The organism is Polluticoccus soli, assembly GCF_029269745.1.
GTDB lineage: Bacteria > Bacteroidota > Bacteroidia > Chitinophagales > Chitinophagaceae > Polluticoccus > Polluticoccus soli.
Genome location: NZ_JARJHT010000002.1, coordinates 950,438 through 970,985, shown reverse-complemented (window position 1 = coordinate 970,985; position 20,548 = coordinate 950,438). Strand labels below are relative to the sequence as shown.

The following is a 20,548-nucleotide window of genomic DNA, read 5'->3' as shown; positions in this document are numbered from 1 at the left end:
TGAAACCGTAAAGATTATGCCATATGCCTATTCCTGCACGAAAGCCTGCACAGTATCAAGCAGTTCGGTAGTGGCCGCCTCCAGGTTGTCGTTGATGATGATACGATCGAACTGTGTAGCAAAGCTGAGTTCGAATCCGGCCTTACTGATGCGTTCCTCAAGGCTGCTGACCGATTCGGTACCGCGCGATTCGAGGCGCTGACGCAGTATCTCGAGCGAGGGTGCCTGGATAAACAAGGTCAGTGAAGCGTCAGGGTATGCATCTTGTATAGCTATGGCGCCTTTTACATCGATATCGACCAACGGAACGCGGCCGTTGTCCCATATACGCTGCAGTTCCGATTTCAGCGTGCCGTAGTATTTACCGGTGTATACCATTTCCCATTCTACGAAGGCACTCTCATCAACGAGCGTTTTAAAACGGTCTTCGCTGTAGAAATAATAGTCTTTACCATCGGCCTCACCCGGGCGTGGCTGACGCGTACAGGCCGACACAGAGAATGCCAGTTTGGGGTAGGCATTCAGCAGGCGTTTTACCAGTGTGGTCTTTCCCGAGCCTGACGGAGCTGTAATAACTATGATCTTACCTTCTGACAAGTGAAACGGAATTGGGTGCGAAGAACGGAAATAATTTTGGCTTTTACTAACGAAAAAGGTGCATGAGGACCATGCACCTTTGAATTATATACATTTAAGATCTAGCAATAAGTTTCGAAAGCCTGCGCCAGGTTTGCAGCGATCATCTGCGCCGGGCGGCCTTCGATCATGTGGCGTTCGATCATATGAACTACTTGACCGTCCTTAAGCAGGGCTATAGCCGGCGAAGATGGAGGATAAGGCAGCAGGTAAGTACGAGCTTGCCTTACAGCGTCGATATCGAAACCGGCAAAGCTGGTCAGCAGCTGGTCTGGCTTTTTGGGCGAGTTAAGAGCTGCCATGATAACACCAGGGCGCGCAGTACCTGCCGAGCAGCCGCAAACTGAATTAATGAACAGTAAGGCAGTGCCAGGTTTTTGAAGGGCTGCATCTACTTGTTCAGGTGTCAGCAGTTCCTGGAAACCTTTTTCTGTGAGCTCAGCCTTCATCGGGCTAACTATTTCTATCGGGTACATTGATTCTATTGATTTTCCGGCAAATTTACTGCAAGAATCCCGTTTGTAAGCAATTAACGCATAAGTAAAAACAATAAAGCCGTCTGCCGAGGCAGAACGGCTTTACTCCTTACAAAACCACACTTATTCTTTTATAAGCTTGTAGGCCATTTGACCCTCCGTATTATAAATATTTACAAAATAGACCCCACTGGCCAGCGAAGCCATTGGGATGGTTACCCTGTTTTGTCCCCCCGTCAGATCCGCGGATTTTATCCAGATCGTTTTGCCGAGCATATCTGTGAGTTGTACCTGGATCTGGGTTGCGTCCTCCAGCATGATATCAAGATTAGCACCTTCTGATGCTGGGTTAGGGTAGAGATTTACGGATACACTGTTAGAACCGAATATGTCTATGCCATTAACGATATCATTGCAGAGCTTGCGGGTCAGGTTGCCGCGCACTTCGCCATTGGGATTAGCAGTAGTATGGAAATTCACGTACATACTGTCTTTTCTAAACTTGTTAGACATCACGGTATCAAATGCAGGAGTAGAATTTTCATCCCAATAGCCAAACACACCGCCATTGTTGTATTGGCTGCTAAAATCAAAAATTATTGGGCCGTTTTGTCCTGCTATGTGATTGTGAAAATGCGAAGCCGTATAATTTGTCAGCGCATTTACGCCAAACATGTAGTGCGCGTTGGTTTGGTCACGGTCTATTGATACCATACCCGTTCCCGAAGCGCCCGAGCTAACCGGCGGTACTTGTTGGGAACCGTTGATGTGACAAGTATAACCTTCACGATAGCTTCTGTAAACTTGTCCGCGCGCTTCGCCTGCAGGGTTGGCCACAGTATGCACGTTGAAGTAAATACCGCCTTCCAGCAATTGGCGCTTAACTGAATCAACCAGATCTGTGCCGGCAACATATCCGGATATTGTACTGCCAGTGATGTTAGGATTGGGTATTCCTATCACAATAGGACCTGCCACACCAAGTCCTGCACTGTGGAAATGTGCTGCTTGTATGGCTCCTGTCAACCCGGTTAGCTGGGCGTCATACCAAAGTGTATCTAAGGTATAATTTAGTTTTAGTGTTGTTAATCCTAATGTAGCATTACCCGTTACCACGTTGGCTTCCTGCATAGTATCCATCGGTGCATCGTAATAGAGATAGGGCCGGATAAGTAGTTGACCGCGTATCTCACCGCCAGGGTTAGAAACAGTGTGGACATTGATGTAAATGCTGTCTGCGAGAAGGGAACTCAGATATAGTGTCGGATCGACGTTGCCTGATATCACATTGCCGTTGATGAAGGGGGTTAAGTCTTCAACGATCGGGCCGGGGTATCCTGATGCCTGCCTGTGTAGATGTGCACCAGTAATAGCGCTACTCAATCCGTTCACTACTACATGAAACGAGAGTTTTTGCATGCTTTTAGAAAGGATGAATGAACCGAGGCCGGTACCGCTAGTGGCAACGGGTGGTGTTTCCTGGATCCCCTGTAGCCAGGTGGTGATGCCCTTGTCTTCTTCCGGCAGTAGCTGGCCTCTTATTTCACCGTTAGGGTAAAGCGCTGTATGCACATTGATGTAGAACATACCGCTTAACAAGTTAGCCATAAGTTGAGGGTTGACGGTAGCACCGGTTATAGTAGCCTTGACGCGATTGCCAGTCAGGTATGGCATAAGATCAACTACTACGGGACCACTAACACCAACCGGACCTGCGTGAATATGTACGGCGGTAATTGGTCCGCTAAGACCGTTTACTGTCATTTCCAAACAGGCGGAGTCGAGATCGTAGCTAACAAACAAGGTAGCAACACCAAGGCCATTAAGCGGCACAGAAGGTACCTCCTGCGCTCCGTCTAGTTTTGCAGCGAATAAGTACTTGGCAGTTAAGTGATCGGCAGAAGCAGGCTTGAAGAAAAATAGCATGACCGCCAGGGCAAGCGCCAGTTGTGTAAATCTTTTCATGAGAGATCAGTTTTTGGTTGTTATGGTTAAATACGAGATAGTGAGGCGTATGGATTTTAGCTTCAGGAAAAGAGCACAGTTCTAAAAAAAGGATAAACGGCAATGCGCCAGCGTAAAAATTATGCCCTTATTGTTTTATGAATTAGTTTAAAGCCCTGAATGAACCGAGCGCAATTGTCAATCGGAACATTCTGTAAGAATTACACATGGGGAAATTCGTTGTTACTACGCAAACTGATCTTGAAAAGATCATTGGTCGCCGCCAGGGTGAAACGAAACTGGGGGAACGCATGCAGCTTATTGGGGATGATAACTGGCAGGAAAATCTAAAGACTTCCAGTGCAAAATTTGTGGTGCTCGGTATACCTGAAGACATAGGCGTGCGCGCCAATTTTGGTGTAGGCGGTACGCACACGATGTGGCCCGTAGCATTGAAGGCATTGGTCAATGTACAAAGTACCAAGGCATTGCAGGGGGAGGAAATACTTTTGCTTGGTGCTTTTGATTTTGCTGCTAAAATGCGACAATCGGAGAACATTACGGTGGAGCAGTTGCGCAATCTCGTTCACGAGATCGACGAGATGGTTCAACCGGTTGTTACCAGCATCATAGCCGCTGGCAAAGTACCGATCGTCATAGGTGGGGGCCATAATAATTCATATCCGCTCTTAAAGGGGGCGTCGCTTGTAAACGACAAGCCTGTCAACTGTATCAACCTGGATGCGCACAGCGATTTCAGAGCGATGGAAGGCAGGCATAGCGGCAATGGTTTCAGGTATGCACACCGCGGAGGTTTTCTCGAAAAATATTCAGTTATCGGGTTGCATGAGAATTATAACTCGCAGGAAGTGATAGATGAACTGGTGGATGATCCCGACTTGAATTTTAGTTTTTTCGAAGACATTTTTTTACGAGGCAAACTCAGTTTTGAGGAAGCAGTGAAGAATGCCATTAGCAAAACAGCCGGTCGTCCCGTGGGTCTTGAGCTGGATCTCGACTGTATTGAACGTACCTTGTCGAGCGCTTATACTCCGTGTGGCATAACAACTCTGCATGCTCGTCAATACATCAATTGGTGTGCACAACTTGTTCATCCGGTGTATCTGCATCTTACCGAAGGTGCGGCAGAACTGCGCGATGGCCGCAAGGCCGCTTCCACCGGTAAGCTGATAGCGTACCTTGTTACAGATTTCATAAAAGCATACAAGCACAAGCGTGGACTTTTCAGCTGATAGTGTGATTGTTATACATCTGCAAAGCAATACGCTGCGATTTTCAGGCATCCGTAGCTTTCCTGTGGCATAACCTTTTGATATTCTGTGTTAAACAACGAGTGATGTTTAACGATACTGAAGCGGGAAAATTGATAAGCCAGGAATTGCCAGAGTTGAATGAACGTTTTGAAAAGGCGCCAGTGCAAGGCCTACACAAAATAATGCGCGCGTTATTCGACTATACGCGGGAAAAAGTAGATATCTACGATCTTAGCGCAGTGGGCAAATGCTTTTCGGTGGTGGAACGCTTATATGACAGTGGAGATGCTGCCATAAGAAACGCGATCGAGAGTGTCTATGTGTTTTCACTGGAAAAGATACTGTGTAACACATGTAAGCACAAGGCTGAGTTAATGAACCTGATACCAGAATCGATACAAGGTGCTTATGTGCGCCAAATGATCTGCAGTAATATTTAGTTACTATAGATCGGGGGCATTAAATGTGTCGCCCTGGTTGAGGTCGCCAGTATCGTAGCCTTTTTTGAACCAATACATACGTTGCGCTGATGTGCCGTGTGTAAAAGCATCTGGTACTACATGTCCTTGTGCTTCCTGTTGCAAGCGGTCATCGCCAATCGCGTTGGCTGCATTTAACGCTTCTTCCATATCCCCACTTTCCAGGATGTTTTTCATGCGTTGCGCGTGGTGGGCCCACACACCTGCAAGAAAGTCGGCTTGCAGCTCCAGTTTTACAGACAGCCGGTTGCCCTCTGCTTCGCCTACTCGCTGGCGCATTTGCTGTACTTGATCAGAAATTCCCAGCAAGTTCTGTACATGATGCCCCACTTCGTGAGCCACCACATAAGCCATGGCAAAATCGCCAGGGGCATTGAAGCGTTCTTTTAGCTCGTTATAAAATGAAAGGTCGATGTATAGCTTGTGATCCAGCGGACAGTAAAAAGGCCCTGTCGCTGAGCTTGCATTCCCGCACGCAGAGGCCACATAGCCATTGAAGAGCACCATTACAGGTTCCTGGTATTGCTTGCCCATATCGCTAAAGAGTTTGTTCCAAACGTCCTCGGTATCGGCTAGCACAACGGAAACAAATTTTGCTGCTTCGTCTTCGGCAGCTTTTCCTTCCTGCGTTTGTGGCGCACTCTCCTGTGGCATGATAGCCGAAGGGTCGCCACCTAATAGATAGATGATCAGGCCAATAACAGCAGCACCAATACCTCCGCCAAGAAGTTTACCTCCTCCACCCAGTCCTCGTTGGTCTTCAACATTGCCGCTTTCGCGCCTGCCTTTCCAAAGCATATACAGTTTTTTGAAAAGCTATATAATATTGATGCCAATTATTTTCTAACAAGCTCCCACAATACTACGCCCATACTTACTGATATGTTGAGCGAGTGTTTTGCACCCCATTGAGGTATTTCTATAACGCCATCAGAAAGTACCAGTACTTCATCGTTCACTCCAGTTACTTCGTTCCCGAACACCAGTGCTATCTTTTCATTGCTCCAGCTAAAGCTATTAAGCTGGATACTGTTATGAGCTTGCTCAACAGAGTATATCACATAGCCGGCGTCTTTGGCCACCTGTACTGCTTCAACGGTTGTTTTGAAATGTTGCCATTTAACGGTTTCGGTGGCACCCAATGCAGTTTTGTGAATATCGCGGTGGGGCGGAGTAGGTGTGTACCCGCACAGGTATAGCGCCTCGATGGCAAAAGCATCGCAGGTGCGAAATGCCGAGCCAACGTTGTGCATACTGCGAACATCGTCCATTATCACGATAACCGGGTGTTTTCCAGTGGCTTTCATCTCGTCGTGCGAGAGCCGGCCCAGTTCCTCCATCGATTTTTTTACGAACATGCTGCAAAAATCGAAATTATATTGGTAATGCCCGCTTCAGATGGTCGAGTTATGATTTTCCTTATCTTTGCGTGAAATAAGAAAACCTGAACATTATGAGTGCTTTATGGGAGAACCAGGGAGGATTGCAATGGCAAACCCAGGGTGAAGAAGACCAGGACGTCCTGGTGGAGGAACTGCACAACCTTATCGTCTGGAATGATGACATAAACACATTCGACCACGTCATAGAATCTCTGATTGATGTTTGCGAGCATAGCCCTGAGCAGGCTGAGCAATGTGCTATGATCATTCACCACAAAGGAAAATATGGCGTTAAAAAAGGCAGCTTTGATTTTCTGAGGCCATTGGCAGAAGCACTCATTAACCGCGGTATCCAAGCCACGATCGACTATTAAACAACCTCTTTTAAATAAGTGAAGGGTGCAGCAATGCACCCTTTGTGCTTTTTATCCCCCTTATTTTACCCCGAAATCATATTGTAGGCATTTCATTCTCTGACGCTTAGATGTTATTTTTGGACGTCTTAATAATGTCTCATTATGCGCTATTCCTGGTTAGCACTTATTTGTATCGCCCAACTATCGTTTGCACAAAAGAAACAGATAACCCTTGAGGATATCTGGGTAAAAAATACCTTTCGCCCGAAAGTGGTTCCGGGATTCAATGCCATGAGCGACGGCAAGGTGTATACACAGATAGACAAAGAAGGCGACCGCCAGGTATTGCGTGTATACGATCTGAAGACTGGTAAGCAGGAACGCACAGTATTCGACAATGGTGAGCACACTCTTGAAGGCAAACAGCTTTCACTGGATGATTATTCGTTCAGTAAAGATGAAAAAAAGATATTGATCAGGAACGAAGGGCAGCCTGTCTACCGCAGGTCGGCCCTCTACCGTTCATATGTATACGATATGAGTACTGGCAAAGTACTGCAGATAGATACAGCTAAAGTGCTGCATGCTACGTTTTCGCCCGACGGCAGTAAAGTAGCGTTTGTTAGCGCAAATAACCTCTATTATAAAGACCTGAAGACCGGAGAAACTGTAGCGGTAACAACCGATGGTGTGGTAAACAAGGTCATTAATGGTAACTGTGACTGGGTGTATGAAGAGGAGTTCGAGTTCACCCGCGCCTTTGATTGGTCGCCCGACAGCAGGTACCTGGCCTTCTACCGTTTTGATGAGTCACAGGTGCCTCAATACATATTACCCATGTACACCGGGCTGTACCCATATAACTATGTCTACAAATATCCCAAAGCCGGTGAGCCTAATTCGGTGGTGCAGATCAAAGTATACGATGTAAAGGATGCGAGGACTGTGACGGCTAACGTGGGTACCGAAACCGACCAGTATATACCTCGCATCAAATGGACCAAAGATGCTTCAAAGCTTTGCATTTTTAGGCTTAATCGTTTGCAAAACAACCTGGATCTGCTTCTGGCCGATGCGACCAGTGGTAATTCGAGCGTTATTTACAACGAACAGAACCCTTATTATATTGATATTGATGACAACCTTGCATTCCTGCCCGACAACAGGTCACTAGTATTACACAGCGAACGCAGCGGTTACAATCACCTGTATCGCTGGGACTGGAAAAGCAAGAGGCTTACAGCGCTTACCGGTGGCAATTATGATGTGGAACAAATTGTTGGTATAGACGAAAAACGCAACCTGGTATTTTATACTGCTGCTGAGAAAACACCGGTAGAGCGCAAACTGTATTCGGTAAACTTTGAAGGAAAGAACAGGAGGACACTGACACCCGAAGAGGGAACGCACGGGATCACGCCAATCGAAGGGTTTAATTATTTCCTCGACAGGCACTCAACGCTCACTATGCCTTCTGTATATACATTGAGGGATAACAAGGGGAAGGTCGTTCGTACACTGGAAGACAATGCTGCACTAAAAGGAAAAATGTGGGAGTACGATCTCGGCAACATCAGCCTGAGGCAACTGGAAGTGGGAGATAACAAAACACTTAATGCATGGGTCATCACTCCGCCAAACTTCAACGATCAGAAAAAATATCCTGTGTTGATGTTCCAGTACAGTGGCCCGGGTTCTCAGGAAGTAGGCGATCGGTTCCCTGTGCGTGATTTCTTCTGGCACCAGATGCTGGCAGAGAAAGGGTATATCATCGTGTGTGCAGACGGTACCGGTACCGGTTTTCGCGGCCAGGAGTTTAAGAAAAAGACTTACCTGCAGCTGGGCAAATATGAAAGTGACGACCAGATCGCTGTAGCAACATACCTGGGTACGCTGCCTTATGTTGATAAAAGCCGTATTGGTATCTGGGGCTGGAGCTATGGTGGTTTTATGAGCAGCACCTGCTTGTTCAAAGGCAACGATGTATTTAAGATGGCAATTGCGGTTGCACCGGTTTCCAACTGGCGCTATTATGATAATATCTATACAGAGCGCTACATGCGTACACCGCAGGAGAACGAGAAGGGGTATGACGAGAACGCACCTGAGAAGATGGCTGACCGCCTGAAAGGCAAGTTCCTGCTGGTGCATGGTACTGCCGATGATAACGTGCATTTTCAGAACGCTGTGATGCTAACGGATGCGCTTATAAAAGCCAATAAAGAGTTTGATGGCGAATATTATCCTAACAGGCACCATGGTATTACCGGTGGAAACGCCCGCTTTCATCTCTACAAAAAGATGACGGATTTCGTTCTGACCAATCTTTGACCGTACTTTGCGGTATGACAGTACTGCAACAGTATGTTAGGCAGAGTAGACCGGTACGTGTTGTAAGGGATAGGGCAAAGAAGATCATAGTTCCGGGTACGGAAGGATTATCGCTATACGAGGTAACGAAATTCTTTTTGCAGGGTATCAGGAACAGCAGGCTCAATGTGAGCTGTGCTGCAGTTACTTACAACTTCCTGATGGCCATACCACCTACGTTGCTGTTCCTGTTCTCGCTGGTGCCTTACCTGCCGCTCCATGATGTGCAGAATACGATCCTAATGGTGTTGAGGTATATTACTCCCAACGTTAACGCCTACAATAACATAAGTGGCATCATAGTAGACTTTATGAACAATACCCAGGAGGGTGTGCTTTCATTTGGTCTTTTGCTGACGATATTCTTCTCGTCAAATGGTATGATGGGCCTGATACGCAACTTTGAGAAAAGCCTTCCTTTCTATGTGAAGCGATCGGGGCTAAGAAAACGATGGACAGCTATAAAGCTGACATTTATGTTGATGGGCGTTGTGATACTAACACTGGCTGCCCTTATCATACAAAGCCAGGAGCTGAATGAAATTATTCTGCAGGTATTTGATAATACCTTAGTGCCAAGGTTGGTGAGCTTGTTAATCATAGGTCTGCTTATTTTCAGTTCGATATCAGTGGTGTATACATACGGTCCGTCGCTCAACGACCGTTTCGATTTTGTGTCACCCGGTTCCGTATTTGCTACTATCCTTTGTATCATCACCACATTCGTATTTTACTTCCTGGTGAACAACTTTATAAATTACAGCAAGGTTTACGGTTCTATTGGTTCGATCATGGCCTTCATGGTGTGGATGTGGCTGAATACAATGGTCATACTGCTTGGCTACGAGCTGAACGTAAGCATCATGCTGGCACAAACTTCTAAAAACGATGTTCCTGAAGCGCAGGTTTAATATATTTCTTCTTAGTGCTGTTGCTCTGTTATCGTCATGTGGCGGTGAACAGCGACTTCCCGACCAGGTTACCTTTACAGAGCATATTGCGCCATTGCTTTATAATAACTGTACGATTTGTCACAGGCCCAATGGTGGAGCGCATTTCGATCTGATCTCCTACAAAGACGCGAAGACATACGCGGCATCGATGGCCTACATGGTAGGCGAACGCCTGATGCCGCCATGGCCTGCAGATCCACACTATACAGAGTTCGTAGGTCAGCGCGTGCTGAGCGAGCACGATATCAAGCTGGTACAAAAATGGGTGCAAGATGGTGCCCTTGAAGGGCCCAAGGATAAGATGCCGCAACTTCCTGCGTACCCGGAGGGTTCTACTATCGGCAAACCGGATATGCGCATAGCTGTTCAGCCGTACTTTCTGCCGGCAAATAGCGGTGATAAGTTCCTGATCATTAAAGTACCATTTGAACTACCCGCTGATACCTATGCCAGTGTTATAGAATTTGTGCCGGGTAACAACAGCGTCGTGCACCACGTGAATGGCGACATGATCAAGTACCAGTTTGAAAAGAAAGGTAACGTTTATGAGGGAGATCGTGTGGCCGATATGGTAAATGATAGCACTGTGATGCTGGCCTATAAAAAGCTCGGCATACCTAACGACGATGGTTCATTCCCAACACTGCAACGGTCGGTGGTTAATTTTCTGCCGGGTGTATTTGGGCAGCTGTATCCCCCAGGTGTTGGTGGTTACCAGTTACCACGTAAAGGGGCTTTTTTATTGAACGATCTGCACTATGGATTTACAAAAAATCAACCCGTTTGGGATAGCTCTTATATCAACATATTCTTTGCTAAAACACCGCCCAATCGTCCGGTAAAAGAGTTTCAATTGGGCACGCTTGGCGTGTCGCCGGTTGAACCGGACCTGGTTGTTCAGCCAAATACGGTGAAGAAAGTATGGAGCAGGTACAAAGTACCGGAAGAGATTTCGATACTGACCCTTAACCCGCATATGCACATGATCGGGAAGAGTTTTAAAGCGTATGCGTTACCTCCTGATGGCGGTGATACTATTAAACTCATATCGATACCACGGTGGGATTTCAACTGGCAGTATTTCTACACGTTCAAAAAAATGGTGAAGGTACCCGCAGGCAGTACTATAGTTGCTGAAGGTTTGTATGATAACACCAAACAGAACATGAATAATCCCTTCATGCCGCCGCGCCTTATTCGCGATCAGCAGGGTAGCATGCGTGCAACCGATGAAATGTTCCAGTTGATCGTCATGTACTTGCCCTACCAGGCTGGCGATGAAAATATCAGCCTTGATACGAAGACAGCCGGTAAGTAAGCTAGGTATTGATGAAAGCGTGCAATGTCTTTTATCCTTAACTTTAGTAGAAAATAAGCCATTAATGAAAAAGATAAAACTGTTAGCGACTGCTATTACCCTAAGTCTTTCAACTGCTGTTTTTGCGCAAAGCCTGGAGATAGGCGCGGGTATACCTATGGGCAACGACAAGTTCACCTCGGTAGACAAGAAAGAAGTGTCGCTTAATTCTGCTAAGACTGCGAATGGGTTATTGGTGATGTTCTCGTGCAATACTTGCCCCTACGTGATCAAGAGCCAGGAGCGTACTAAAGAAACTATAGACTATGCAAAGAAAATGGACATAGGTATGGTTATCGTTAACTCAAATGCGGCGCAGCGTGATGGGGCAGATTCACACGAAGCTATGAGCCGGTACGCGAAGAAGCAAGGGTACAGCGTTCCTTACATAGGCGACGACCAGGCGAAACTGGCAGATGCCTTTGGCGCAATGCGTACCCCAGAAGTGTTCCTGTTTGATGCAACTGGCAAGTTGGTGTATAAAGGCGCAATGGAAGATAGCCCAGCTGATCCTGCAGCATCTAAACAAATGTTCCTGAAAAATGCCATCAATAACATGTTGGCTGGTGCAGCTCCAGATCCTAGCACCACTAAGTCGATCGGATGCACTATCAAAAGACTTTAAGACAACACTATATATGAAAACCGGCCATAGGGCCGGTTTTTTTATTTTGTGGCTATTTTTGCTGCTTCATGAGTACTGCCGAAAATTCGATACTTGGTTTAAAGATGCCTACCGACCCACGATGGGTTGACCTTGCTGCCGTTTCCCTGGAGGAAATTCTGACAGATCATGCGTTTTGTGAGCAAAAAGCTGCAACACAGTGCATTTCACTTATACAGCTTTATCCGGACAAGCAAGAATTGGTAGATGCGTTATCTCCAATAGTGACCGAAGAGTGGGGACATTTCCGCATGGTATGGGCCGAGATGAAAAAACGCGGATACGTATTGAGCAAGCAGCGTAAGGACGACTATGTAAATTTACTGTTGCAACACACTCCTAAAGGTGGCAGTGGGGGAGACCGGCTGTTGCACAAGCTTATGATCTGTGCGCTGATCGAAGCGCGTAGTTGCGAACGTTTCCGGCTGCTTTCGGAAGGGCTGGAGGATGAAAAGTTGCGTAAATTCTATTATAAGTTCATGGTATCCGAAGCGGGCCATTACAGGTTGTTTATTGATCTCGCTACCACGTATTTTTCGCAAGAAATGGTACGCGCCGCCTGGAACCAATGGCTGGCGAACGAAGAGGAAGTACTGCAGGCACTGACGCCAACCGGCAGCCGGATGCACTAATAAAAGCCATATTTCACCCTGATTTTCACCTTTATACAACAGAATAGTAAGGTGTTAATGCGTATTTTCGTACACTCTTAAAAATCAATACTCAACAACTGATGAAAAAGTTTGCTTTGCTTTTCGCCACGGCAATGCCTGTACTCGTTTTTGCACAGGATGACCTGGTGAAGAAACTGGAAAATAACAAGAGCGATAGCTCAAAAAAGAAATTCGTTTTTACGGATGTTATCAATCTTGAGAATACCTGCGTAAAAAACCAGGGTAGCTCTGGTACTTGCTGGAGCTATTCAACCAACTCGTTCCTTGAAAGCGAAATGGCTCGTATGGGCAAAAAGCCCGTTGATATAGCGGAGATCTACACCGCGCGTAACGTTTACATCGACAAAGCGGACGTTTATGTTCGCATGCATGGCGACGCTTCATGGGGTGACGGTGGCTCTTGCCACGACGTTATCAATATGTACGCAAAATACGGTGCGGTTCCTCAGTCGGTATATAGTGGCCTTAACTATGGTACTACGAAGAATAAGTTCGGAGAGATGCAGGCAATTCTGAAAGGTATGCTCGATGCGATAGTTAAGAATCCGAACGGTAAACTGACACCTAACTGGAAGAGAGCTTTTGTAGCTGTACTTGATACCTACCTAGGTAACGATCCTCAAACTTTTACCTATGATGGCAAGCAATACACACCGCGTACATTTGCTGATAAGATGATCGGTATTAATCCAACCGACTATGTTGAACTGTCTTCATTTTCTGACAAACCGTACTATCAGAAGACGATCCTGATGGTGCCTGACAACTGGAGCTATGACCAGGTGTACAACGTGAAAATGGGTGATATCACAGATATCATCGATAACGCGCTGCAGAATGGTTATACAGTTGCATGGGCAACTGACGTGAGTGAAAAGTATTTTAGCTGGAAAAATGGTGTGGCTTTCGTTCCTGAAAAAGACTGGGAAGACATGGAAGAGGATGAGCAAAAAGAATTGTTCAATGGACCAAAGGCTGACAGGAAGATCACTTCAAAAATGCGCCAGGAAGCTTTTGATAACTATTCTACTACCGATGATCACGGCATGCACATTGTTGGTTCTGCTAAAGATCAAACAGGTAAAGAATACTATATCGTAAAGAACTCATGGGGCGAGAAGAATGACTACAAAGGTTATATCTATGTAACGAAACCTTATGTAAAATATAAGACTACAGCGATACTGCTGAATAAAGGTGGCATCCCCAAAGACATGCGTCAGAAGCTTGCTTTGAGATCATAGTTGATCGTATTGAGATGAAAAGCCCCGCAAATGCGGGGCTTTTCTATTATTGGGATATAGGAGAGATTACCTGATTAGGGTAGTGTTGCCTCTGTAAGATTCGATGTATCCATCAGGGAAACCGATCTTGATCGAATAGGTGTAAGTATCCATATCCTGTGGCTCACCTTTCCAGTTGCCATCCCAACCGCGGTTATCGTTGGCCATGAATACTTCCTGGCCCCAGCGGTTGAACACCCTGAATTCGATCACCTTCTGGAAGGTGAGGTTGGCAACCTTGAACAAATCGTTCTTACCGTCGTTGTTCGGGCTGAAGCCGGTAGGAACGAACAGGTTGTCGCGATAATCTATATCGACTTTCACTGTGTCGAAGGCACGACAGCCGTTGGCTCCAATACCACCTGCTATATAAGTGGTAGGCTCAGTTGGTGTAGCGATCGGGAACGAAGTGTTAGCATTATTGAGAGAACCAACAGGACTCCAATTGTAAATGCGCGCACCACTCGCCATCAGTTGCAGGCTCTGACCATACTTAACAAATGTATCGCGGGTCAGTATCTTGATGTCTGGCAATGGCTTCACCGTTACTTTTGCCGTCAGTGTGTCGATACACCATACGCTATCGTACACCGCAATTTTGTAGACGGTTGTTTTCAATGGTCTCAGTACAGGGTCAGCACAATCCCAACAAGTTGTTTCTTTTGTATTAGACAGGATTTCGTATTCACCCTTATCGTTTAGCCTGTACCATTTGTAAGTAAAACCACCGCCTGTTGTGTGCATTGGGGCAGTCTCGTTGAAGCAGATTGCCGTATCGGCAGGCCACACAGCATAATTGTGCTCAGGAATGTAAATGTCGGCGGTGTCATATAATGTACAGCCATTTCTACCCATCGTTTTCAATACATATTTTATGCTCTTAGGTACATAAGCCAAGGGGCGCAAAATGGTTGAATCTGAGAGGAAAGTGGCTGGAGTCCATGTATACTCCATATCTGCAACAGGCGCATTACAGAACGTGATACCAAACAGTGGCCTTGTTGTTCCTTCATCAATAAGCGTTGACTTAATCGTACCGCAAACATTCGTCGTTGCAGGATTTGCCGATTTTAGCTTGAGGCTGGAAACATAGCTTGTTGGAACATATCTGATGATGGAATTGCAAGTGCCCAAAGTTGCGTCATCGCCAAAACACAGTTGAACGATCAGGTTTTGTGTTGTGTCCCAGTTGTATGGTTTGTCAAGCGTGAATTTGTGCCAGCCTTTAGTAAACTTGGTATTGCTCGTCGCAGTATATACGTTTGTCGTTCCGTCTTCGAAGCCTGTATTGCGATTCAGCTCTTTTTTATTGGTGCATTTCAGCGAAATACTGAAATTACTGATATCTGCATTAGGATCCTGTTCGTTCACTACCTCAAAGGAAATGCTTTTAATGGTAGACGGTTCTAATCCATATTTTCTTAATTCTTGTTTTGTGATCAGGAATTGTTGTTTTGCAGTAAATACGTCATTAGGTATCATTGCTGCCGCAGGACCTAGCGTATCAAAGCTGATGAAGGCCTCGTACGAAGGAGATCCGAATATAGTTACAGAGTCAGGTGTTACGCAGTCGGATGTATGGTCAGTACCGCACACCATATTTTTCAAAGGTTGCTTACCTGTAAACCTTGCATCCAACTGGAGATAATCAGGCCGGCAGAGGATGATCGGGTTATTGGGAAATACATCTATCGTGTTGCTCATATCTGGTTTTAATACGAGGGTATCTCTGGCCTTACATTGCCCGGTAAGGTCTGGGGTCTTTACAAGATATTCGTTGTGTCCGCTTGCATAAATCGTAGGGCGAATGCTGAATGGCGAATCTAAACCAACCGCGGGAGAACCATCGAGGGCAGACCATTCAACGCGCAGTTTATATTCGGTACCTTTTACAAACACCTGGTGGCCCTTAGGATTGAACTGGCAGGTTACCAGATCCGGTCCTGCATCAATACCTTTTGTAACACGTATAATAAATGGGGCTGGACTTCTTAACACAATCGGTAGGTCACTATCACAAGTTGAATCTTTTGCAATAATAGTAAGGTCATGATCACCGACATCACTCAAACCTGGTGTCCAGCTAAATGTTCCGCGAATAGTATCAGTTCCTTCTCCTGATGTAGTAAATGTTGATCCAGGCAAATTTGCAATATTGGTTTCCCAATACAGGTTATTGACCTTGCTCGGATTGCTATTGTACGCCGTAATATTGAACGTCATGCTGCTACCCGGACAAACGTAGATAGCAGAGTCGCGATCATTGTAGGATTTCCATGTGGCGCTTTCCAACTGCTGTGGTAAGGAATCGATAACTGGTGGCGCCTGCTGACAATCCAGGATAGCTACTTGTACATCGCGGGTAGTATATGCCAATAGCGCGCCAGTATTCTTGTCCGTTTTGTCGCAACGGAAAGCAAGTACGTGCGGACCGGAAAACGGGGGAGTGAATTCGGCCACACCCGTAAGCGAGTTCACAAAAAATCCTGAGACAGATCCTATGGGGTTTGCCTGAGAGTATCCTACACGATAAAAATATGGTCCGTTTGCTGCCTGGAGCGGAGTTATTGAATAGGTAGACAGACTGTTGTTCTCACGGTGTACATCGCCATCTACCGGTCCGTTTAAGTATTTGAATTTATTGTTGACGCAGATATAGGGTAGAGGAAATGTTGTGAAGCGCGGTGTACTCACGTCAGCTTTAGCTACGTTATTGATACCAGCCTCAACATAAGCGTCCCCCTGCGGACTATTGCCATTAGGTGCGGTAACGATGTTTTTTATCTTACCGTTTCTTGCACCCAGCGACCACCAGAATTTCCAGTCGGTTTGTGCAGAGTTCAGTATGACCGTTGTTTTGAATATCCATCTTCTGTATCCGGGGGTCTTGTCAAAGTTAGCTGGGGTATTGCAGGAGTTTTGTTGCTCGAAAGCAGGACATAACTGATGGACAATATCACCGGTATATCCAGGTGGTATCGGCGTGACACCGTCTGCCATCACCGGCGTCATATTTTTTGAAGTGAAGAATGCTGCGTTTGCTGATTCCCATCTGAGCAATCCATCTGTCGGGTCAAAATTTACACTGGTTGGTTCGCAGGCGGCATACAATATCAGAGTCACGGAATAGTCCAGGCTTGGTTTTCCGGTACAGGGATCGGTGTTGCCGATATAATCAACATACAGGTCGATGGCTGCTATGTGTGACGCGTTTGCGCGACTGACACCAAGCAATAGAAACGTCGAAAAAAGAACTAATTTCTGCAGGAATCTTAAGGTCATTGTACTAAGGTTTAAAAATGATAAGTTTTGTTGCTAGGGCAACTTTGTTGAATGGGTAGTACAATCCTGCGATTGCCGGATAGAATGTTTATAGCGGCAACAATAAAATAGACAGCATAGCAATAAGGAACGTTTGTTTTTTTGTTGAGTTCTTTTAAAAAAGAAAAGCCCCACTTTCGCGGGGCTTAAATTATGTGAGTGTTTTAATATTACCTGATCAGGGTGGTATTACCACGGTAAGTTTCGATGTAACCGTCAGGGAAACCTACTTTGATAGTATAAGTGTAGGTATCCATATCCTGCGGTTCACCTTTCCAGGCGCCATCCCAGCCTCGGTTGTCGTTAGCCATGAATACTTCCTGGCCCCAACGGTTGAATACCCTGAACTCGATAACCCTTTGGAAAGTCAGGTTAGACACTTTGAACAGGTCGTTCTTGCCATCGTTGTTAGGGCTGAAACCGGTTGGAACAAACAGGTTGTCACGATAATCGATATCTACTTTTACCGTATCGAAGGCGCGGCAGCCATTAGAACCTATACCTCCTGCGATGTAAGTAGTAGGCTCAGTTGGTGTAGCTACTGGGAACGAAGTGTTAGCGTTGTTCAGAGAGCCAACGGGGCTCCAGTTGTAGATGCGTGCACCACTCGCCAACAGCTGCAGGCTTTGACCATACTTAACAAATGTATCGCGAGTGATGATCTTGATATCTGGCAGAGGCCTTACCGTTACTTTAGCGGATATAGTATCAATACACCATACGCTATCGTATACTGCGATCTTATAAACTGTGGTTTTCAGTGGTTTCAACACTGGATTAGCACAATCCCAGCAACTTGCTTCTTTAGTGTTAGACAGGATCTCGTATTCACCTTTGTCATTGATCTTATACCATTTGTAGGTAAAACCACCACCTAAAGCATGCATCGGAGCACCTTCGTTGAAGCATATTGATGTATCTGCAGGCACAACGGAATAGTTGTGAACAGGAATGTATACGTCGGCCGAGTCTTTTACGATACATCCGCTACGTCCAACAGTACGCATTGCATATACAATACTTTGTGGCACGTATGCGAGTGGTTGCTCTATGCTCGAATCCGATAGGAAGGTCGACGGCGTCCAAACAAGAGTAAAACCTTTGTCAGAAACAGTCTCTGCAAAGTCGATACGGAAGTTAGGGCGTGCAAAGTTGGTCGAAATATCGGCAGAGGCGTTTGTTGCGCAAACACTTGTTTGGGTTCCGGTTGCTTTTAGCATCAAGGTAGACGTGTAATCTGTTGGTACAAAGCTGATCACTGGGTCGCCCGTTGCCGCTGTATTACCTGAATAACATATCTCCACGAGGAGGTTTTTGCTCGTATCCCAGCTATACGCATCAGCGAACTGGAAGGAATTCCAACCGTTAGCAAATGTTACCGCAGGTGAAGTATACTCGGTAGTTAAACCAGTCTGGAAGCCTTTCGTTTTTGATATTGTGGTCTCATCGGTACACTTGATGGCGATACGGAAGTTTTTGTATTCGTAAGCTGTATTTGGCGAGATCGCTTTGAATGCTATGGCTTTGATCGTACCATATAGTACACCCGATTCATACAGATCACCCCTCCTTATCAGGAACTGCTGCTTAACACTTGTTGTATTTGTGGGGAAGGTAGACGTTAGAGGCCCCAGTGTATCGAAACCCGGACCTAAGCTACCGCGTATCTCGATCTGCTGTACAGTTTTAGAAAGCGATGTATCCGAAGTGCCGCACGCAATTGGTTTCACCGGTGGAAGACCAAAAACTTTTGTTTCCAATTGCAAATAATCTGGGCGGCAAAGGATGATCGGATTGTCGGGGAATACATTGACTGCGTTGGTTGTATCAATATAGACAGCAACTGTGTCGCGATTCTTACAAATTGCAGGTAGATCTTTGGTCGATACCACATATTCTGTGCGGAGTTTTGGAGATGCAAATACGATCTGTCCTGTGTCTGCACTCAGGCCGGTTGGTTTGGAACCGTTGATATCCGTCCATGTCAGTTGATAATCGTCTGCACCTTTTACGAATATCTCAGCCGGAATGCCACCTTCAAGACATACGCCTCTATCAGGGCCGGCATCGATAGACGGTAGCACAGTAAGGAGAATTACTCTATGGTTTTTGAATACCACAGGCGACGCACCGTCGCAAGTGGAGTCTTTTACTGTCACAATTAGCACGTGTTGGCCAATGTTGCCATAGTGCGGTGTCCAGGAAAAAGTACCTGTTACGTTGGTAGTGCCGTCGCCGGTAACAGTAAGCGAGGCGCCGGGGATAGTGCCGACGTTAGCCTCCATGTATAGCTTACGGTTGGGCAAAGTAGTTGTGGCATTAATATCGAAATCAAATTTCACACCTGCGCACGTGGTGAATTTGTCCTTGTCGTTCGACAGCTCTCCAAAAGTGATATTCTGTGGATCGCTAACGGCTGGCGGTTGTCCCGTGCAATTTAATACAGCTACCTGTACGTCGCGGTTAGCAAAACCAAGAAGTGTTTGTGTCTTCCTGTCATATTTGCTCACCTTGAAGGCCAACACCTGGAATGGTCCTGCAGTTGGTGTAAATGTAGCAGTACCTGTTGCAGGATCAGTTGAATAACCCGTAGACGATCCTATTGGGTTGGGCTGGGTATAACCGGTGCAATAATTGTAAAAGGTGTTCCAGTCGCTACGGGGTATCACGTTTTCTGTTACCAGTGAGTCTCCCAATGGATCGAACGGACCGTTAAGGTAGATCGATGGTTGGTTGATACAGAGGTAAGGTAGAGGCATTATCGTAAATACCGGAGTTGAGTTGTCATATCTCCACATGTTGTTGAGCTTAGCGTCAACGAAGATGTTGCCCGAAGGGTTACAACCCGTGGTGGTAGTTGAGATGTTCTGAATGTTACCATTCCGGGCACCGGAGAACCAATAGAAAGTCCAGTCACTTCGTAACGATGGCAGTGTAACGGTACCCACACTTCTTGTTCTCTTAAAGCCAGGATACTGCTGGTTTGCCGGATTGTTACATGAGTTTTGAGACTTGTAACCTTCGCACAGCTGATCCACGATAACAATTTCATTGCCGTTGGTCCAGGTCATGTTTATGGACTTATTGGGCGTGCTGCCGGACGGATTTTGGCCAAACGGGTTATACGGAAGATTTTCCGCACCTCCGGCGCTTTGCGAAAAATAATACACGGTGCCTGCACCGCTTGGTGGCGCACTGCTTGGTTCGCATGCAAAGTACAGATCCACTGTAATACGATAGGTGAGATCTCCCGGCCCAGTACCTGCATATTCAACAATTATGTCCACCGCAGCATAGTGCGAGGCCAAAGCCTTAGTGCCAATTCCCACTAACAAGGCTAGTATGAGCAAACAGCTTTTTCTACAAAATGATAACATGT

General features: G+C 46.1%; 16 protein-coding genes. 9 read left to right on the top strand and 7 right to left on the bottom strand.

Annotation, left to right across the window (positions count from 1 at the left end; all coding sequences use genetic code 11):
• Positions 1-27: 27 nt before the first annotated feature.
• The 3 genes from gmk to P2W83_RS15065 all read right to left on the bottom strand — a co-directional run bounded on the left by gmk (position 28) and on the right by P2W83_RS15065 (position 3,077).
• Positions 28-597: a guanylate kinase gene (gmk, locus tag P2W83_RS15075; RefSeq protein ID WP_276134587.1), complete on the bottom strand. Its 570-nt coding sequence runs from the start codon at positions 595-597 to the stop codon at positions 28-30.
• Between the two features lie 101 nt (positions 598-698).
• On the bottom strand, positions 699-1,112 hold the full coding sequence (locus P2W83_RS15070) for a BrxA/BrxB family bacilliredoxin (protein WP_276134586.1): 414 nt from the start codon (positions 1,110-1,112) through the stop codon (positions 699-701).
• A 123-nt stretch (positions 1,113-1,235) separates the two neighbouring features.
• Positions 1,236-3,077: a CHRD domain-containing protein gene (locus P2W83_RS15065; protein WP_276134585.1), complete on the bottom strand. Its 1,842-nt coding sequence runs from the start codon at positions 3,075-3,077 to the stop codon at positions 1,236-1,238.
• Between the two features lie 206 nt (positions 3,078-3,283).
• On the opposite strand from P2W83_RS15065, the gene P2W83_RS15060 reads away from it, so the two are divergent.
• Together P2W83_RS15060 and P2W83_RS15055 are read left to right on the top strand one after the other, a co-directional pair.
• Complete coding sequence (locus P2W83_RS15060; protein WP_276134584.1) at positions 3,284-4,309, top strand: formimidoylglutamase; 1,026 nt, start codon at positions 3,284-3,286, stop codon at positions 4,307-4,309.
• 104 nt (positions 4,310-4,413) lie between these two features.
• Entirely contained in the window at positions 4,414-4,770 is a 357-nt protein-coding gene (locus tag P2W83_RS15055) for a DUF7674 family protein (protein WP_276134583.1), read from the top strand.
• Positions 4,771-4,773: 3 nt separating this feature from the next.
• Here P2W83_RS15055 and ypfJ read toward each other — a convergent pair whose 3' ends face one another.
• Together ypfJ and P2W83_RS15045 are read right to left on the bottom strand one after the other, a co-directional pair.
• Positions 4,774-5,607, bottom strand: coding sequence for a KPN_02809 family neutral zinc metallopeptidase (ypfJ, locus tag P2W83_RS15050; RefSeq protein ID WP_276134582.1), 834 nt, complete (start codon positions 5,605-5,607; stop codon positions 4,774-4,776).
• Positions 5,608-5,645: 38 nt separating this feature from the next.
• Positions 5,646-6,167, bottom strand: coding sequence for an RNA methyltransferase (locus tag P2W83_RS15045; RefSeq protein ID WP_276134581.1), 522 nt, complete (start codon positions 6,165-6,167; stop codon positions 5,646-5,648).
• Positions 6,168-6,262: 95 nt separating this feature from the next.
• On the opposite strand from P2W83_RS15045, the gene P2W83_RS15040 reads away from it, so the two are divergent.
• The 7 genes from P2W83_RS15040 to P2W83_RS15010 all read left to right on the top strand — a co-directional run bounded on the left by P2W83_RS15040 (position 6,263) and on the right by P2W83_RS15010 (position 13,809).
• Positions 6,263-6,565 (top strand): ATP-dependent Clp protease adaptor ClpS, encoded by a 303-nt coding sequence (locus P2W83_RS15040; protein WP_276134580.1) that lies wholly within the window; start codon positions 6,263-6,265, stop codon positions 6,563-6,565.
• A 144-nt stretch (positions 6,566-6,709) separates the two neighbouring features.
• Positions 6,710-8,878, top strand: coding sequence for a S9 family peptidase (locus tag P2W83_RS15035; protein WP_276134579.1), 2,169 nt, complete (start codon positions 6,710-6,712; stop codon positions 8,876-8,878).
• Positions 8,879-8,892: 14 nt separating this feature from the next.
• Positions 8,893-9,828, top strand: coding sequence for a YihY/virulence factor BrkB family protein (locus P2W83_RS15030; RefSeq protein WP_276134578.1), 936 nt, complete (start codon positions 8,893-8,895; stop codon positions 9,826-9,828).
• Entirely contained in the window at positions 9,806-11,188 is a 1,383-nt protein-coding gene (locus P2W83_RS15025) for a hypothetical protein (RefSeq protein ID WP_276134577.1), read from the top strand. Before P2W83_RS15030 ends, P2W83_RS15025 begins: the two co-directional genes overlap by 23 nt.
• Before the next feature lie 64 nt (positions 11,189-11,252).
• Positions 11,253-11,852 carry a redoxin family protein gene (locus P2W83_RS15020; protein ID WP_276134576.1) on the top strand — a complete coding sequence of 200 codons (600 nt, stop codon included), beginning with the start codon at positions 11,253-11,255 and terminating at the stop codon, positions 11,850-11,852.
• 68 nt (positions 11,853-11,920) lie between these two features.
• Positions 11,921-12,523, top strand: a complete 603-nt coding sequence (locus tag P2W83_RS15015; protein ID WP_276134575.1) for a MiaE family protein — start codon at positions 11,921-11,923, stop codon at positions 12,521-12,523.
• 101 nt (positions 12,524-12,624) lie between these two features.
• Complete coding sequence (locus P2W83_RS15010; protein WP_276134574.1) at positions 12,625-13,809, top strand: C1 family peptidase; 1,185 nt, start codon at positions 12,625-12,627, stop codon at positions 13,807-13,809.
• Between the two features lie 66 nt (positions 13,810-13,875).
• Here the strand turns inward: P2W83_RS15010 and P2W83_RS15005 are convergent, their stop codons facing one another.
• Both P2W83_RS15005 and P2W83_RS15000 read right to left on the bottom strand, forming a co-directional pair.
• On the bottom strand, positions 13,876-17,130 hold the full coding sequence (locus P2W83_RS15005) for a T9SS type B sorting domain-containing protein (protein ID WP_276134573.1): 3,255 nt from the start codon (positions 17,128-17,130) through the stop codon (positions 13,876-13,878).
• A gap of 209 nt (positions 17,131-17,339) precedes the next feature.
• Positions 17,340-20,519: a T9SS type B sorting domain-containing protein gene (locus P2W83_RS15000; protein WP_276134572.1), complete on the bottom strand. Its 3,180-nt coding sequence runs from the start codon at positions 20,517-20,519 to the stop codon at positions 17,340-17,342.
• Between the last annotated feature and the right edge of the window lie 29 nt (positions 20,520-20,548).

Excerpts from the sequence above, each read along its gene's own strand:
- P2W83_RS15070 (WP_276134586.1), bottom strand. The coding sequence starts at position 1,112 with ATGTACCCGATAGAAATAGTTAGCCCGATGAAGGCTGAGCTCACAGAA.
- P2W83_RS15065 (WP_276134585.1), bottom strand. The coding sequence starts at position 3,077 with ATGAAAAGATTTACACAACTGGCGCTTGCCCTGGCGGTCATGCTATTT.
- P2W83_RS15060 (WP_276134584.1), top strand. The coding sequence starts at position 3,284 with ATGGGGAAATTCGTTGTTACTACGCAAACTGATCTTGAAAAGATCATT.
- P2W83_RS15055 (WP_276134583.1), top strand. The coding sequence starts at position 4,414 with ATGTTTAACGATACTGAAGCGGGAAAATTGATAAGCCAGGAATTGCCA.
- ypfJ (WP_276134582.1), bottom strand. The coding sequence starts at position 5,607 with ATGCTTTGGAAAGGCAGGCGCGAAAGCGGCAATGTTGAAGACCAACGA.
- P2W83_RS15045 (WP_276134581.1), bottom strand. The coding sequence starts at position 6,167 with ATGTTCGTAAAAAAATCGATGGAGGAACTGGGCCGGCTCTCGCACGAC.
- P2W83_RS15040 (WP_276134580.1), top strand. The coding sequence starts at position 6,263 with ATGAGTGCTTTATGGGAGAACCAGGGAGGATTGCAATGGCAAACCCAG.
- P2W83_RS15035 (WP_276134579.1), top strand. The coding sequence starts at position 6,710 with ATGCGCTATTCCTGGTTAGCACTTATTTGTATCGCCCAACTATCGTTT.
- P2W83_RS15030 (WP_276134578.1), top strand. The coding sequence starts at position 8,893 with ATGACAGTACTGCAACAGTATGTTAGGCAGAGTAGACCGGTACGTGTT.
- P2W83_RS15025 (WP_276134577.1), top strand. The coding sequence starts at position 9,806 with ATGTTCCTGAAGCGCAGGTTTAATATATTTCTTCTTAGTGCTGTTGCT.
- P2W83_RS15020 (WP_276134576.1), top strand. The coding sequence starts at position 11,253 with ATGAAAAAGATAAAACTGTTAGCGACTGCTATTACCCTAAGTCTTTCA.
- P2W83_RS15015 (WP_276134575.1), top strand. The coding sequence starts at position 11,921 with ATGAGTACTGCCGAAAATTCGATACTTGGTTTAAAGATGCCTACCGAC.
- P2W83_RS15010 (WP_276134574.1), top strand. The coding sequence starts at position 12,625 with ATGAAAAAGTTTGCTTTGCTTTTCGCCACGGCAATGCCTGTACTCGTT.
- P2W83_RS15005 (WP_276134573.1), bottom strand. The coding sequence starts at position 17,130 with ATGACCTTAAGATTCCTGCAGAAATTAGTTCTTTTTTCGACGTTTCTA.